Origin of the sequence: Rhodobacter maris, from assembly GCF_900217815.1 — a bacterium.
GTDB lineage: Bacteria > Pseudomonadota > Alphaproteobacteria > Rhodobacterales > Rhodobacteraceae > Rhodobacter > Rhodobacter maris.
In genome coordinates this window covers 32,973-47,105 of the sequence record NZ_OBMT01000004.1, presented here as the reverse complement: position 1 = coordinate 47,105, position 14,133 = coordinate 32,973, and the positions used below count along the sequence as shown (strand labels likewise).

Annotated in this window: 15 protein-coding genes; 9 read left to right on the top strand and 6 right to left on the bottom strand. The window is 65.5% G+C overall.

Features of this window, described 5'->3' with window-relative positions; translation table 11 throughout:
* Positions 1-3 precede the first annotated feature (3 nt).
* Positions 4-318, bottom strand: coding sequence for a hypothetical protein (locus CRO22_RS08000; protein WP_097069625.1), 315 nt, complete (start codon positions 316-318; stop codon positions 4-6).
* A 77-nt stretch (positions 319-395) separates the two neighbouring features.
* On the opposite strand from CRO22_RS08000, the gene CRO22_RS07995 reads away from it, so the two are divergent.
* The 8 genes from CRO22_RS07995 (at position 396) to urtE (ending at position 8,443) form a co-directional block, all read left to right on the top strand.
* Entirely contained in the window at positions 396-878 is a 483-nt protein-coding gene (locus tag CRO22_RS07995; protein ID WP_097069624.1) for an urease accessory protein UreE, read from the top strand.
* Positions 865-1,506 carry an urease accessory protein UreF gene (locus tag CRO22_RS07990; protein WP_097069623.1) on the top strand — a complete coding sequence of 214 codons (642 nt, stop codon included), beginning with the start codon at positions 865-867 and terminating at the stop codon, positions 1,504-1,506. The genes CRO22_RS07995 and CRO22_RS07990 overlap by 14 nt, the downstream gene beginning before the upstream one ends.
* Positions 1,503-2,129 carry an urease accessory protein UreG gene (ureG, locus tag CRO22_RS07985; RefSeq protein WP_097069622.1) on the top strand — a complete coding sequence of 209 codons (627 nt, stop codon included), beginning with the start codon at positions 1,503-1,505 and terminating at the stop codon, positions 2,127-2,129. Before CRO22_RS07990 ends, ureG begins: the two co-directional genes overlap by 4 nt.
* A 219-nt stretch (positions 2,130-2,348) precedes the next feature.
* Positions 2,349-3,641: an urea ABC transporter substrate-binding protein gene (urtA, locus tag CRO22_RS07980; protein WP_097069621.1), complete on the top strand. Its 1,293-nt coding sequence runs from the start codon at positions 2,349-2,351 to the stop codon at positions 3,639-3,641.
* A gap of 61 nt (positions 3,642-3,702) precedes the next feature.
* Entirely contained in the window at positions 3,703-5,688 is a 1,986-nt protein-coding gene (urtB, locus tag CRO22_RS07975) for an urea ABC transporter permease subunit UrtB (protein WP_097069620.1), read from the top strand.
* A 94-nt stretch (positions 5,689-5,782) separates the two neighbouring features.
* Positions 5,783-7,009, top strand: a complete 1,227-nt coding sequence (gene urtC, locus CRO22_RS07970; protein ID WP_097069619.1) for an urea ABC transporter permease subunit UrtC — start codon at positions 5,783-5,785, stop codon at positions 7,007-7,009.
* Positions 7,006-7,746, top strand: a complete 741-nt coding sequence (gene urtD / locus CRO22_RS07965; RefSeq protein ID WP_097069618.1) for an urea ABC transporter ATP-binding protein UrtD — start codon at positions 7,006-7,008, stop codon at positions 7,744-7,746. Before urtC ends, urtD begins: the two co-directional genes overlap by 4 nt.
* 1 nt (position 7,747) lies before the next feature.
* Positions 7,748-8,443, top strand: a complete 696-nt coding sequence (urtE, locus tag CRO22_RS07960) for an urea ABC transporter ATP-binding subunit UrtE (protein ID WP_097069617.1) — start codon at positions 7,748-7,750, stop codon at positions 8,441-8,443.
* Positions 8,444-8,523: 80 nt separating this feature from the next.
* Here the strand turns inward: urtE and CRO22_RS07955 are convergent, their stop codons facing one another.
* The 4 genes from CRO22_RS07955 to CRO22_RS07940 form a co-directional block, all read right to left on the bottom strand.
* Positions 8,524-9,738, bottom strand: coding sequence for a UbiH/UbiF family hydroxylase (locus CRO22_RS07955; RefSeq protein WP_097069616.1), 1,215 nt, complete (start codon positions 9,736-9,738; stop codon positions 8,524-8,526).
* A 65-nt stretch (positions 9,739-9,803) separates the two neighbouring features.
* The gene (locus CRO22_RS07950; protein WP_097069615.1) at positions 9,804-9,983 is read right to left on the bottom strand and encodes a hypothetical protein; all 180 of its coding nucleotides are present in this window, start codon (positions 9,981-9,983) and stop codon (positions 9,804-9,806) included.
* Positions 9,984-10,165: 182 nt separating this feature from the next.
* Entirely contained in the window at positions 10,166-10,387 is a 222-nt protein-coding gene (locus CRO22_RS07945; protein WP_097069614.1) for a hypothetical protein, read from the bottom strand.
* A gap of 108 nt (positions 10,388-10,495) precedes the next feature.
* Positions 10,496-11,155, bottom strand: coding sequence for a pyrimidine 5'-nucleotidase (locus CRO22_RS07940; protein ID WP_097069613.1), 660 nt, complete (start codon positions 11,153-11,155; stop codon positions 10,496-10,498).
* Between the two features lie 155 nt (positions 11,156-11,310).
* Here CRO22_RS07940 and CRO22_RS07935 point away from each other — a divergent pair, with 155 nt between their 5' ends.
* Positions 11,311-11,946 (top strand): GntR family transcriptional regulator, encoded by a 636-nt coding sequence (locus CRO22_RS07935; protein ID WP_097069612.1) that lies wholly within the window; start codon positions 11,311-11,313, stop codon positions 11,944-11,946.
* Positions 11,947-11,948: 2 nt separating this feature from the next.
* Here the strand turns inward: CRO22_RS07935 and CRO22_RS07930 are convergent, their stop codons facing one another.
* Positions 11,949-14,066, bottom strand: coding sequence for a glycosyltransferase family 2 protein (locus CRO22_RS07930; protein ID WP_245860919.1), 2,118 nt, complete (start codon positions 14,064-14,066; stop codon positions 11,949-11,951).
* Positions 14,067-14,133 lie beyond the last annotated feature (67 nt).

The following is a 14,133-nucleotide window of genomic DNA, read 5'->3' as shown; positions in this document are numbered from 1 at the left end:
GCCTCAATGGCTGCCAAAGCGCGCCTGAAGCGGCGCCGAAACCTGCATCCGGTGCGGCTCTTGGCGGGGCGCTTCGGTCGTGGTGCCGGTGATCTTTTCGCGGCTGTAGGCCGGGTCGAGGAGGATCTCGGCGGGCAGGAGGCGCGGGTCGAACACGCGCTCGCGCTTGCTTACAAGCGGTTTGGTCTGCATCCGCGTCACCCGCGGCAGGGCGGCGGTGCGCAGCACCACTTCGGCAAGCTCGGCCTCGCGGGCGCGCAGCCGGGCGATTTCGGCACGGATCAGGGTGAGTTCTTCGGCGGCGGTCTGCGGCTGCATCTGGGGCTCCCGTTCTGGGTGGGTTGCACTCATGCTGCCCGTTCATGTTTAAGAAAACTCTAAAGACGGAGAAAATCATGGCGCTGATGCGGCGGGCGACACGGGTTCTGGCGGCGGGAAGCTGGTCGGGCGCGGCAGATCATGTGGCGCTTGATTACGAGGGGCGGTTTTTGCGCCGCAAGCGGCTGGTGGCGGCTTCCGGCGCCGATTTTCTGGTGGATCTGGAAGAGGTGACCAACCTCACTGGCGGCGAGGCCTTCGCGCTGGAGGATGGCAGCCTGATCGAGGTGCGCTGCGCGCTTGAACCGGTTCTGGGGATCACCGGGGATCTCACCCGCCTTGCCTGGCATATCGGCAACCGCCACACGCCGTGCCAGATCGAGCCCGCGCGGCTGGTGATCCGCGACGATCACGTGCTCGAAGCGATGCTGAAGGGGCTTGGGGCGCGCGTCGAGAAGCGGATGGAGCCGTTCCGCCCGGAAAGCGGTGCCTACGGCATGGGGCGCACGATGGGGCATGAACATGGCCACAGCGCCGGCGCCTTCCATGCCCACGGCTGATCTGGCGCTGTTGCGCCTTGTGCAATGGCTTTCACCCGCTTTCCCGACCGGCGCCTTCGCCTACAGCCACGGGCTTGAGGCGGCCGTGGTGGCAGGCGACGTGACCTCGGAAGCCAAGCTTGCGGATTGGCTCAGCGATATTCTCGCGCATGGCGCGGGCTGGAATGATGCGGTGCTGCTGGCCTGTGGTTTGCGGGGCGAGGATCTTGCAACGTTGTGTGATCTGGCGCGCGCGCTTGCGGGCACGGCAGAGCGTCTGAAAGAGACCGAAGAGCAGGGCGCGGCTTTCGCGCGGGCGCGGGCCGAGATGACCAGCACTTGCACAAAGCCGATGCCGCTGCCGCTTGCTCTGGCCGAAGCCGCGCGCGGACTGGGGCTTCCGCCCGAACAGGTGATTGCCCTTTTTCAGCATTCCTTTGCCTCAAACCTCGTTTCTGCCGGGGTCAGATTTATCCCTTTGGGGCAATCTGCCGGACAACGGGTTCTGGCCGCGCTGCACCCGCTCATTGCACAAATCGCACAAAGGGCCGCCACCGCGACCCGCGCCGATCTGGCGCAATCCGCCGTCCGCGCCGATCTGCAATCGGCGGCTCATGAAACGCTCGATGTGAGGATCTTCAAGACATGACCCATGGACCTTTGCGTGTCGGCATCGGCGGCCCGGTCGGTGCGGGCAAGACCACGCTGACCGAACAGCTCTGCCGGGCTCTGGCGCATCGGCTCTCGATGGCTGTGGTCACGAATGATATTTACACCCGCGAGGATGCCGAGGCGCTGATGCGCGCGCAGGTGTTGCCCGCAACGCGCATTCGCGGCGTCGAGACCGGGGGCTGCCCGCATACGGCAATCCGGGAGGATGCCTCGATCAACCTTGCCGCCATTGCCGAGCTGACGAAAGAGATCCCCGATCTCGATCTCGTGCTGATCGAGTCGGGCGGGGACAACCTCGCCGCCACCTTCAGCCCGGAACTGGCCGATCTGACGATCTATGTGATCGACACGGCCGCCGGGCAGGACATTCCGCGCAAACGGGGTCCGGGGCTTGCCCGGTCGGACCTTCTCGTCGTCAACAAGATCGACCTCGCGCCCTATGTCGGCGTTGATCCGGTGTTGCTGGAGGAAGACACGAAACGCGCACGCGGGGCGCGGCCCTATGTGATGGCCGAGCTGAAAAACGGTGTGGGCCTCGACGAGGTGGTCGCTTTCTTGCTGCGGGAGGGCGGGCTTGAGCTTGCGCCGATTCCCGGGTGACCCCGCAAGAAACCTGCGCTCTTTATATCGATGACGCCCGGTTCTTGCGCAAGAGCCGGGCGTTTGCTTGTTTTGCGGGCAAATCTTCGCCGTGACCTGTTTCCGCTCGGCCCGAATCTTGCCGTCCTCAAAGGCCCCGGCTCTCCTCATCACGCGGGTGTGACCCGCCAGTAATCAACACCGCGGCGCCCGTTCCGAGGCGCGAAACGGAGGAATGCGATGACAGGGATTGGGAAACTGCTTTCGGGGGCCGCGCTGGGGCTCGTGCTCACCGCCGGCATGGCGATGGCCGAAGGCGATACGATCAAGGTGGGTGTGCTGCATTCGCTCTCCGGCACGATGGCGATCTCGGAAACCACGCTCAAGGACACCGTCCTGATGCTGATCGACGAGCAGAATGCCAAGGGCGGCGTGCTGGGCAAGAAGCTTGAGGCCGTCGTGGTCGACCCGGCGTCGGATTGGCCGCTCTTTGCCGAAAAGGCGCGCGAGTTGATCTCGGTCGACAAGGTCGATGTGATCTTCGGCTGCTGGACTTCGGTGAGCCGCAAATCGGTGCTGCCGGTGCTTGAGGAACTCAACGGGCTGCTGTTCTACCCGGTGCAGTACGAGGGCGAGGAAAGCTCGTACAACGTGTTCTACACCGGTGCGGCGCCGAACCAGCAGGCGATCCCGGCGGTGGATTATTTCCTCGACGAGCTTGGTGTGCAGAAATTCGCACTGCTCGGCACCGACTATGTCTACCCGCGCACCACGAACAACATCCTTGAGGCCTATCTGCAATCGAAGGGCATCGCCAAGGAAGACATCTTCGTCAACTACACCCCCTTCGGCCATAGCGACTGGTCGAAGATCGTGGCGGATGTGAAGGCGCTGGGCGCCGACGGCAAGAAGGTCGGCGTGATCTCGACGATCAACGGCGATGCCAACATCGGCTTTTACAAGGAGCTCGCGGCCTCCGGCATCACCGCCGAAGACATCCCCGTGGTGGCGTTCTCGGTGGGTGAGGAAGAGCTTTCGGGTCTCGGTGAAGGCGATCTGAAGAACCTCGTCGGCCAGCTTGCCGCCTGGAACTACTTCGAGAGCGCCGAAAGCCCCGCGAACGAAGAGTTCATCAAGGCCTGGAAAGCGCGGATGGGCGAGAACAAGGTCACGAACGACCCGATGGAGGCCACCTATATCGGCTTCAACATGTGGGTGAATGCGGTCGAGAAAGCGGGCTCCACCGGGACCGACGCTGTGGAAGCGGCGATGATCGGCCAGGATTTCCCGAACCTCACCGGCTCCACCGCGACGATGCTGCCCAACCACCACCTGACCAAGCCGGTGCTGATCGGCGAGATCAAGGAAGATGGCCAGTTCGACATCATCTCGCAAACCGATCCGGTGCCGGGCGACGCCTGGACCGATTATCTGCCGGAATCTGCGGTGCTCGAGTCGGATTGGAAAGATCTCCATTGCGGCATGTACAACACCGAAACCAAGACCTGCGTGCAGCTGAAATCGAACTACTGAGCCGATTGCCAACCCTACCGGAGGGGGCCCTGCGGCCCCCTCCCTCCAGTCGGGATCTCCCATGCGACGCTTGCTTCTGGCGCTGGCCGCCAGCCTTGCCCTGAGCGCGCCTTTGTGCGCGCAGGATGCCCCCTCAGAGCCCTCCCCCGTTGCCGCCGAGGCACCCGCAAGCGGGCTGGCCGCGGTGATTGCGGAGCACAAGGCCGATATTGCCAAACCCTCGCGCCAGAGCATTGCCCCGGTGATCGCCGCGCTTGGCAAGGCGGGGCCGGGCGCGCCGGATTTTCTGGAAGCCTGGGCCGACAAGGCGCTCGGGAGCCGCAAATCCGATGGCGCGATCTTCCGGGTGAAAAAGGCGGGCGCGGGCTATGCGCTCTTTGATCCCGTTACCGGTGCGGATGCGGGCGAGGCGCCGCGCGCCGAGATCTCCGAGATCAAACCCAATGCCGGGGTGCGCGGGCTGATCGCCGCTGCGCTGATCCGGTTTCAGCTTTCCGATCCCGATATCGCCAAACGTCAGGCCGCGCTGACGGCACTGTCCCGCGATGGCGGGCCGCAACATCTCGAGCCGCTCGCCGCCGCGATTGCCGACGAACCAGATCCAGCAATCCGCGCCCAGAAAGAACGGATGCTTGGCCTTCTGACGATCCGCTTTGGCACGGATCCCGCCGCCCGCGTGGCGGCGATTGAGGGTTTTGGCGCCGATCTGGGCCTCGATTTCCGCGCTGCGCTGAACCCGCTTCTCGCCACCAAGCGCCAGGCGTTTAACGCCGCCCCCGAGGGGAATGTCGCGGCCGAGCTGCGCCCCGGCAAGCCCGGCTTTTCCGCCGAAGAGGCCTATGACCTCCTTGTGGCGGAGGGCCGCGCGCCCGCGCGCCTCACCCGCGCCGATCTGCGCGCGGCGCTTGAGGCGCATATTGAAAACGGGGCGGTCGCAGGCATTCCGCTCGCAGATCTCGACACGCCCGCCCGCCGCGACGCCGCCTATACCGCGCTCGAAGGCGCGGGCGCCGTCCCCGCGGCGGCCACCGATGACGAAGTCGCACAGAGTGTCGCCGCGCATCGTTATGCCGATATCTATGCCGAGCCGGATGCCGCCGTCACCGCCGCCGCCGCTTCGGCCCTGAAGTCTGTCTCGCTCAAGGTCGATGCCATGCATGGCGCCGATCTCGCGCTCGATGCGCTTTCGCTTGCCTCGATCTATTTTCTGGCCGCCATCGGCCTCGCCGTCACCTTCGGGGTGATGCGGGTGATCAACATGGCGCATGGCGAGTTCATCACCATGGGCGCCTACACCGGCTATGTGGTGCAGCAGCATATATCCGACTACACGATCTCGATCCTCGTCGCGCTGCCGCTCGCCTTCGCCGTCACCTTTGCCGCCGGTGTGGCGATGGAGCGGCTCGTCATCCGCCACCTGCTGCGTCGCCCGCTCGAAACGCTGCTCGCCACCTTCGGGATCTCGATCGCGCTGCAACAGCTCTTCAAGAACATCTTCGGCACGCAGGCCCGCCCGCTGACCGCGCCCGAATGGCTCGATGGCGCCTGGGTGCTCAACGACATCGTCGGCATCAGCTATATCCGCATCGCGATCTTCGTGCTGGCGCTCGTCTTCCTCGGCCTTTTTCTCTTCGTGATGAACCGCACGCGGCTCGGGCTCGAGGTGCGGGCGGTGACCCAAAACCCCTCGATGGCGGCCTCGATGGGCATCAATCCGGACCGCATCAACATGCTCACCTTCGGGCTTGGCTCGGGCATCGCGGGCATCGCGGGGGTTGCGATCGGGCTTTTCGCCAAGGTCACTTCCGAGCTCGGCGCCGATTACATCGTGCAGAGTTTCATGACGGTGGTGGTCGGCGGTGTCGGCAATATCTGGGGCACGCTCGCGGGCGCCGCGCTTGTGGGGGGCTTGCAAAAGGGGATCGAGGCCCTCAACCCCTCGAACACGCTCGCCGCCCAGACCTATATGATCCTCTTCATCATCGTTTTCATCCAGTTCCGGCCGCGCGGCATCATCGCGCTCAAGGGCCGCGCCGCGGGAGATTGATCATGCAAACATCCCGCGCGCTTTCATCTTGCTTCAAATATCCCGCGGGGGTCCGGGGGCGCGAAGCCCCCGGCGCCCGGCCGGAGGCCCGCGCATGACCCAAGGCTTTCTCTCCCGCAACCCCTCGGTGCTGATCTTCCTTCTGGCCCTGTCAATCTTCACGCTTGTGGTGACGGTTCTTTCCAACGCCTACGGGCTCGACCTCGTCTCGACCTCGATGGTGAAGACGCTCGGCAAAACACTCTGCCTGTGCCTCATCGCCCTCGCGATGGATCTCGTCTGGGGCTATATGGGCATTCTCTCGCTCGGCCATTTCGCCTTTTTCGGGCTTGGCGGCTACATGGTCGGCATGTGGCTGATGTATGCGCGCACCCGCGATATCGTGCTCTCTTCCGCCGCCGGTCTGCCGATGACGCCGCAAGAGCTGAACGACGCGATTGCCACGCAGATCTTTGGCGTTGTGGGCACGTCTGAAATGCCCGCCGTCTGGGCCTTTGCGGGCTCTTTGCCCGCCCAGCTTGCGCTGGTGCTGATCGTGCCGGGGCTGCTCGCCCTCGTGTTCGGCTGGCTGGCCTTCCGCGCCCGCGTTACCGGAGTTTATCTCTCGATCCTGACCCAGGCGATGACGCTCGCGCTTGCGCTTTATCTCTTCCAGAACGACTCGGGCCTGCGCGGCAACAACGGGCTGTCGGGGCTGCAAAACATTCCGGGCCTTGCCTGGGCCGGGCAAGACCGGCTCTCGGTCTGGTTCCTCTGGGCCTCGGCGCTCGCGCTCGGGCTCGGTTATCTCGCCGCGACCTTCATCGTTTCGGGCAAGTTCGGCTCGGTGATGCGCGCGATCCGCGATGACGAGGCGCGGGTGCGCTTTCTGGGCTACCCGGTCGAGGGCTACAAGCTCTTCGTCTTCACCCTCACCGCCCTTATAGCGGCCATCGCGGGCGCGCTCTATTACCCGCAGGCGGGCATCATCAATCCCGCCGAGATCGCCCCCATCGCCTCGATCTATCTGGCTGTCTGGGTGGCGATCGGCGGGCGGGGGCGACTTTGGGGCGCGGTGCTCGGGGCTGCCTTCGTCTCGCTCGTCTCGACCTGGTTCACCGGGGGGCGCGCCCCCGATCTCAACCTCGGTTTTTACATCGTCAAATGGGTCGATTGGTGGCAGGTGCTCTTGGGCCTTTCCTTCGTGCTTGTCACGCTCTTCGCGCCGAAGGGGCTTTCGGGCCTTGTCGATCTGCTCACGGGGCTGCGCCCGCCTTCACGCCGCGGCGCGCCGCTCGGGCCGAATGAGGGCGCGCTTCAGGAGCGGGAGGCACAGGAATGAGCGGGCTGCTCGAAGTGTCCGGGATCTCCGTCACCTTTGACGGCTTTCGCGCGATCAACAACCTCTCCTTCTCGATTGGCGCGGCAGAGCTGCGCGCGGTGATCGGGCCGAATGGTGCGGGCAAGACCACCTTCATGGATATCGTCACCGGCAAGACCCGGCCCGACGAGGGCAGGGTGCTCTGGGGCGAGCGCTCGATTGATCTGTTGCGGCTCGATGAGGCGCAGATCGCGCGAGCGGGTGTGGGGCGCAAGTTCCAGCGCCCGACCGTGTTCGAAGATCAGACCGTGGCAGAAAACCTGATGATGGCGCTAAAAGCGCACCGCAGCCCGTGGCGGGTGCTGCTCTGGAAGCCCGCCGCCGCGGATCATGCGCGGGTTGAGGCCTTGGCGGTGCAGGTGGGGCTCGGCGACAGCCTCTCGCGCAAATCCGGGGAATTGTCGCACGGGCAGAAGCAATGGCTCGAAATCGGCATGCTGCTCGCGCAGGAGCCGCGGCTTTTGCTGGTGGATGAGCCTGCCGCGGGCATGACGCTGGCCGAGCGCGAGCAAACCACAACGCTGCTCGTGGAGCTTGCCAAAACCCATGCCGTCGTTGTGGTCGAGCATGACATGGATTTTGTGCGCCGGCTCAACTGCAAGGTCACCGTGCTGCATGAGGGCTCTGTGCTGGCCGAGGGCTCGCTTGATCATGTCACGGCAAACCAACAGGTCATCGAAGTTTATTTGGGGCGATGAAATGCTGAAAACAGAGGGGCTTACGCTCCATTACGGCGGCTCGCAGATCCTTTATGGCATCGACATCGAGGCGCGGGCGGGGGAAGTCACCTGCATCATGGGCACGAATGGCGTGGGCAAGACCTCGCTTCTCAAGGCGATTGCCGGGGCGCATCCGCGCTCGGGGGGCCGCCTCACGCTGGATGGTGAGACGGTGGGGCGCGTGCCGCCGCAGGCGATGGCCCGGCGCGGCCTTGGCTATGTGCCGCAGGGGCGGATGATCTTCCCGCTTCTGACCGTGCGCGAAAATATGGAAACCGCCTTTGCGGTGCTGCCGCGCTCGGAGCGGTTCATCCCTGACGAGATCTATGACTTGTTTCCGATCCTGAAGGAATTCCTCAACCGTCGCGGCGGCGATCTCTCAGGCGGCCAGCAGCAGCAACTTGCCATTGCCCGCGCGATGCTGATGAAGCCGAAGCTCCTGCTGCTTGACGAGCCGACGGAAGGGATTCAGCCCAACATCATCCAGCAGATCGGTCGCGTGATCAAATATCTGCGTGATACCAAGGGGATGGCGATCGTTCTGGTGGAGCAATATTTCGATTTCGCGCATGATCTGGGGGACCGGTTCTATGTGCTCAAGCGCGGCGCGGTGGCGATGGGGGGCACGAAAGAGAGCCTCTCCCGCGAGGCGTTGCGCGACGTGGTGAGCGTGTAGGGGGGCGCTGCCCCCCGTCCGCAAGCGGACTCCCCCCGCTTCTTTTTTGTCGGTCCGAAGCGAAGAAACCGGTCTGCGCCTCAGCGCAGACCGAGCCCCGCCTTCATCAGTGTTTTGCGCACGGGCTTGAACGCGTAAAGCGCGCCGAGCGCGCCCGCGCGCAGATCGCGCAGCGGGCGCGGTTCCAGCATCGAGGCGCGGTTGAGAAGATCGATGCCGATCTCGCGCGCCTTCACTTCGGGCCAGCGCCGCCGCGTATAGGTGGCGAGCATCGCGGCTTCGCCCAGATGCGCCGGGTCGGCCTCGGCCAGATCAAGCAGGCAGGCGAGGTCCGCAAGGCTCATGTTCAGCCCCTGCGCCCCGATCGGCGGGATCACATGCGCGGCCTCGGCCAGCAGCGCCACGCGCGCGCCCGCGAAGGTGCAGGCGATCTGCGTCATCATCGGCCAGAGCGCGCGGCGGGTGACGAGGCTGAGCGGGCCGAGCACGCCGGTCGAGCGCTCGGTCATCGCCGCCTCGAACTCTGGCGCAGGGAGGGCGGCGAGCCGTTCCGCCTCGGGCCCCCGCTCCATCCAGACGATCGCGGAGGAGGGCACCCCGTCGCGGTCGGGGAGCGGCACCAGCGTGAACGGGCCGCCCGAGCGGTGGATCTCGGTTGACACATTCTCATGCGGTTTCGGGTGGGTGACGGCGCAGACAAGCGCCTTTTGCCCGTAATGCGTGGTCTTCACGCCGATCCCGGCCGCCTCGCGGATGAAGGAGTTGCGCCCGTCTGCGCCGATCACGAGCTTTGCCGTGACCCGCGAGCCATCCGAGAGCCGCACCTCTGCGCCGCTTTCATTCGTCACGAGCCCAACCGTCGCCACGCCGGGGCGGAAGTCGACGAGCGGCAGTTCGGCGAGGCGCGCCACCATCTCGCGGCGCAAAAGCCAGTTCGGGAAGTTCCAGCCGAAGGGCTCTTCCGAGAGATCGGCGGCGTCGAAATCCCGTACGAGGCGCGCTTTTGGCGTTTCGCCGCCCGCGTCGATGATGCGCATGATCTGGAGCGCGGCCGCATGGGGCGCAAGCCGTCCCCAGAGCCCGGCGCGCTCCAGCACCGCGCGCGAGGGGTGCAGGAAGGCGGTGGTGCGCATATCCGCGCCCGCTGCCCCTTCTTCCGTCACCGGGGGGGCAGGGTCGACACAGACCGTAGTGAACCCCGCCGAGCCGAAGGCGGCGGCGGCAACAAGCCCCGCGACGCCACCGCCGGAAATCAGAACATCGGTTTGCGGCCGCGGCGCGGTTGTTTCATGCATGGCACTCTCCCTGAGCTTTGCCCAAAGATGGCCTGCCCGGCCGCCATGTCAATCGCTTGCGGGTGTCAGGCGATCGACATCACCACCATCAGCGCGAGCATGAAGAAGGTGAGCCCGACGAACCAGAGCGTCATCATGCCGATGCCGCCCATCAGGAAGCCCGCCACCGCGCCGCCGATGATGATCAGCGCGACCAGATACATGACAAGCGTGCCCTTGACCGAAGACGTTTCCGTAGCGCTCATGATCGTTTCCTCCCCTGCGCGGCAGGTATTCATGGATAAATAATATATGAATAATTGACTCAAATGCGGCGATTTGACCATGTCGCAGATCGTCGCGGATCACAGGTGCGGAGCGGGGCGGGGCCGGTGAAACAAAAGACCCGGGCCGAGGCCCGGGTCTTTTTCAAGGGATGCGCGGGGGCTCAGCCGCCTGCGGTCATCACCACGAGAAGCGCGAGCATGAACCAGGTCGCGCCGACGCCGCAGAGAATGAGACCGCCCAGGCCCATCGTCACAACGGCGGCCGCCACAACGCCGATCACCACGGCGGCAATCAGATACATGGCGAGGGTGTAATCTTTCTTTTCGTCATGCCCATGCGAGGCGGACGAAAGCATGCCGGTGTCGGCGGTGGTCATGGTCATGGCGATTCTCCCGTGGGTGTCTCCCTGACACCGGGGCATTGCATACAATGGCATGCGACAAAATGAAACAGTTTTCTGGCAATACAGTATATAGAATTTGAAGCCCGTTCAGTGGTGGCGCGGCGCGTGAAGCGAGCGCAGGAACTGCGGCAGATCGGCGGTGTGATGCTCGATATGCGGTGCGGGCGCGGGGGCGGGGGCGACATGGACCGTGCGCATGCCAAGCCCGTGCGGCACGGCAAGATTGCGCGGATCATCCTCGAACATCGCGGCGCGGGCCGGGGTGAGGCCCGCTTTGGCAAAGACCGCGGCGAAAGCCTCGGGATGCGGTTTGGGATGATATTCGGCATGCTCGACGCCGAACACGCCGTCAAACAGCCCTGAGAGCCCGCGCGCCGCCAGCACCTGCTCGGCATAGGGTGCCGAGCCATTGGTGAAGACGATCTTTTGCCCCGGCAGATCGGCAATGGCCGCACGCAGCTCCGGGTCAGGAGTGAGCACGCCAAAATCGATGTCATGCACCTCGGCCAGATAGGGGCCGGGGGCGACGCCGTGCTCGTGCATCAGCCCGGCCAAGGTGGTGCCGTAAAGCCGCCAGTAATGGTCGCGCAGATGGTTCGCCTCGTCTTCGGGCACATCGAGCACCCGGGCGACATAATCCGTCATCCGGCGTTCGATCTGGTCGAACAGCCGCGCGCTTGGCGGGTAAAGCGTGTTGTCGAGGTCGAACACCCAGTGCGCGACATGGGAAAAGATGGCATGCGGCATGGCGCGAGGCTAATCGGGCGGGGCAGGGCGTGCAAGCGGGGGATTTTGCGCCTGTGGCGGCTTGTCACGGGGCGATGGCTCGCCTAAGTTGGCGGCGCCGGGTTTGCGCATACCGCGGCATACAATGCGAGTGCAGCACGAAAGGCCGGAATGCGATGCAGAAGGATGCCTATACGCTGATCCTCGAAGCGATTGACGCGGGGCTTTACCGGCCTGGCGACCGGCTGGTGGAATCGGAGCTTGCCGAGCGCTTCGGCGTCTCCCGCACGCCTGTGCGCGAAGCGATGCAGCGGCTCGAGACCCAGGCGATGCTGGCGCGGGACGGGCGCTCGCTGATCGTCGCCTCGCTCGATCACAACCAGCTGGCCGAGCTTTATGTGGTGCGCGCGGAACTTGAGGCGCTGGCGGCGCGGCTTGCCGCCAAACATGCCGCCCCCGAAGAGATCCGGGTGCTGCAGGAGATGATCGATCTTGACCGCGGCCAGCAAAACGACCCTGTCGCGCTGGCCCGGGCGAACAAGCGCTTCCATCACCAATTGCATCTTGCCTCGCACAATCGCTACCTGGTGCAGCAGCTTGACCTTGTGCATCGCTCGATGGCGCTTCTGGCCACCACGTCGCTTGCCGCCGAAGGGCGCGGCGCGCGGGCGCTCGACGAGCATCAGGCGATTGTCGATGCGATCCGTGCCAGCGACGAGGAGGGGGCTGCGCTGGCGTTGCGCACGCACATTTCGCAGGCCTTCGAGACCCGGCTGAAGCTCGACGCGGAGAGCCGCGGCGAGCATCCCTGAGGTCAGTCGATCTGCGGCGCAAGCGCGGTGCGTGCCGGTGCCGGGGAGCGTCTGGCCGCCGCGGCGATGCGTGCGACAAGCACAGAATGCGACCGGTGCGGGCGCCCCGGGACGCGGTCAAAGAGCCCATGCGCAGTCTTGTCCCAATAAAAGGGCTTGGTGATCACTTCGTAGATCGCTTTCCAGCCCGCGAGCGCACCGAGCGGAAAATAGACATGCAGGCTCGGCACCCAGGGGATCAGGTGACGATGCGTTGGCCCGCGCACCGCCCAGGCGCCGACCGCGATATTGACGAGTTCGGCCATCACGAAGCTGAGCAGGAGAAGCGTCTCCAGTTGCGGCGAGAGCAGTGCCGCGACCGGGTGCCAGAAGCCGAACAGAATTGCCCAGCAACTCCACAGGACCGGCGCGAGCAGATATTGCGACAGCGTGCCAAGGATCAGCACCTGCACGCCCAAAAAACGCCAGGGTCCGAGGTCGCGCCATAATCTGCGCGGGGCGCGCATATGCACGGCCCAGGTCATGGCATAGCCTTTAAGCCAGCGCGAACGCTGCTTCACCCAGGGCAGCGCCCGGCAGTTTGCCTCTTCTCCGGTGACCGTGGCGATGAGCTCGGTGCGATAGCCGAACCGGGCGAGGCGTAGACCGAGATCGGCGTCTTCCGTGACATTGTGGGCGTCCCATCCCCCGAGATTCTCAAGCGCCTCGCGGCGGAAGAAGAGCGTCGTGCCGCCCAGCGGCACGACGAGGCCGAGCCGCGCCAGCCCCGGCAGCACGGCGCGGAACCATACCGCATATTCGATGGTGAAACAGCGTGCGAGCCAGTTGGTGCGGGGATTGTAATAATCGAGAATGCCCTGCAGGCAGGCCACCTCGGGCGGGCTCTCGGCGAAGCGGCGCGCCACCACATGCAGTTGATCGGGGTCCGGGCGGTCCTCGGCATCATAAACGCCGACAATCGTGCCGCGGCAGAAGTTCAGGGCATAGTTCAGCGCGCGCGGCTTGGTGCGGATCGGCCCGCCGGGCACGGAAACAACCCGCATCCAATGCGGCAGCGTGGTGGTGGCGAGCGCGTCGCGGGTGGTGGTATCGGCCTCCTCGACGACGAGCAGGATGTCGAGCAACTCGCGCGGATAGTGCAGGCGTCCAAGCCGCTCGATGAGCCGGGCGGCAATGTCGCGCTCCTGAAAAAGCGGTACGAGGATCGAGATCATCGGCAGCGCCGCTTGCGGCCCGCGCAAAGACGCGCACAGCGCCCGCGGCGGCGCGCGGTGGCGCAGCGCCAGATATTCCGCGACGGCGGCGGCAATCTTCAGCCCCATCGTGGCAAAGAGCGTGACGATCGCCCAGAAGAAGAGCAGCCCGAAGACCGCGACCGGGGCAAGGGCAAGGCCGAGCCCGAGGCCGAGTACCGCGCCCAGGGCGAGCCATGCGGCGCGCCGTTCGTTGCGGGTGCGGCAGCTCTGCGCCGGATCGACACGGATCTCCGCGCGCCGGATCAACGCGGTCTGGCGTCGGCAAAGAAGGGCGGTGTGGATGTCGCGCTCGGGGGCAAGCACCATCCGGCAGGGTTCGAACCCGGGGGGCAGGAAGGCGCGGGCGCGGGCAAAATCGTCCGGCCGGGCCGTGGCGATCAGCGTGAGCCCGCCAACCCTGCGCCAGGGCAGGAGCGCCCCCGTCAGGCAGGCTTCGGCCCCGAGCCTGTCGATCAGCCGCGGGTCGGGCGGCTCGGCGATCAGATCGACCACGGCAGCCTTCCATTGCCGCGCGAGCGCCGCCATCAGATCGGCCTCGCTGACCCAGTCATGCGCCAGCAGGATATCGCCCAGCCGCACCTGTTGGCGCGCCCGCAACGTCACCGCTTTCAGAAGATCGCCCGGTGCCACTGCCTCCATCTCGAGCAGGATCTGTCCGAGCGGCTTGCGGCCCGGCTGCGGGCGCGGGGCGGCTGCAGCGGTCGCGGTTTGCGACGGGGCGGTTTGCGACGGGGCGGTCTGGGGAGGGGGAGAAGAGGGGGAAGCCTCCGCCGCGAGCATCGGCCGGGCAAGCTTTGCGGCCTGCGCACGCCGTGCGGCGCCGAAGTCGGCATGGATCACCTTGCGTTCCGCCGCGTCCCGCATTCTGCCCTCGTCACCGAACCACCGTTCTGCCTTCAGGGTGCGGATCTTTGGTTAAGAATGCGTTAAT

Bases quoted from the DNA above. Each gene is read 5' to 3' on its own strand.
- CRO22_RS07955 (WP_097069616.1), bottom strand. From the start codon at position 9,738: ATGCATGAAACAACCGCGCCGCGGCCGCAAACCGATGTTCTGATTTCC.
- urtC (WP_097069619.1), top strand. From the start codon at position 5,783: ATGACCCAAGGCTTTCTCTCCCGCAACCCCTCGGTGCTGATCTTCCTT.
- urtB (WP_097069620.1), top strand. From the start codon at position 3,703: ATGCGACGCTTGCTTCTGGCGCTGGCCGCCAGCCTTGCCCTGAGCGCG.
- CRO22_RS07990 (WP_097069623.1), top strand. From the start codon at position 865: ATGCCCACGGCTGATCTGGCGCTGTTGCGCCTTGTGCAATGGCTTTCA.
- CRO22_RS07930 (WP_245860919.1), bottom strand. From the start codon at position 14,066: ATGCGGGACGCGGCGGAACGCAAGGTGATCCATGCCGACTTCGGCGCC.
- CRO22_RS07945 (WP_097069614.1), bottom strand. From the start codon at position 10,387: ATGACCATGACCACCGCCGACACCGGCATGCTTTCGTCCGCCTCGCAT.
- urtA (WP_097069621.1), top strand. From the start codon at position 2,349: ATGACAGGGATTGGGAAACTGCTTTCGGGGGCCGCGCTGGGGCTCGTG.
- CRO22_RS08000 (WP_097069625.1), bottom strand. From the start codon at position 318: ATGCAGCCGCAGACCGCCGCCGAAGAACTCACCCTGATCCGTGCCGAA.
- CRO22_RS07950 (WP_097069615.1), bottom strand. From the start codon at position 9,983: ATGAGCGCTACGGAAACGTCTTCGGTCAAGGGCACGCTTGTCATGTAT.
- urtE (WP_097069617.1), top strand. From the start codon at position 7,748: ATGCTGAAAACAGAGGGGCTTACGCTCCATTACGGCGGCTCGCAGATC.
- CRO22_RS07995 (WP_097069624.1), top strand. From the start codon at position 396: ATGGCGCTGATGCGGCGGGCGACACGGGTTCTGGCGGCGGGAAGCTGG.
- CRO22_RS07940 (WP_097069613.1), bottom strand. From the start codon at position 11,155: ATGCCGCATGCCATCTTTTCCCATGTCGCGCACTGGGTGTTCGACCTC.
- urtD (WP_097069618.1), top strand. From the start codon at position 7,006: ATGAGCGGGCTGCTCGAAGTGTCCGGGATCTCCGTCACCTTTGACGGC.
- ureG (WP_097069622.1), top strand. From the start codon at position 1,503: ATGACCCATGGACCTTTGCGTGTCGGCATCGGCGGCCCGGTCGGTGCG.
- CRO22_RS07935 (WP_097069612.1), top strand. From the start codon at position 11,311: ATGCAGAAGGATGCCTATACGCTGATCCTCGAAGCGATTGACGCGGGG.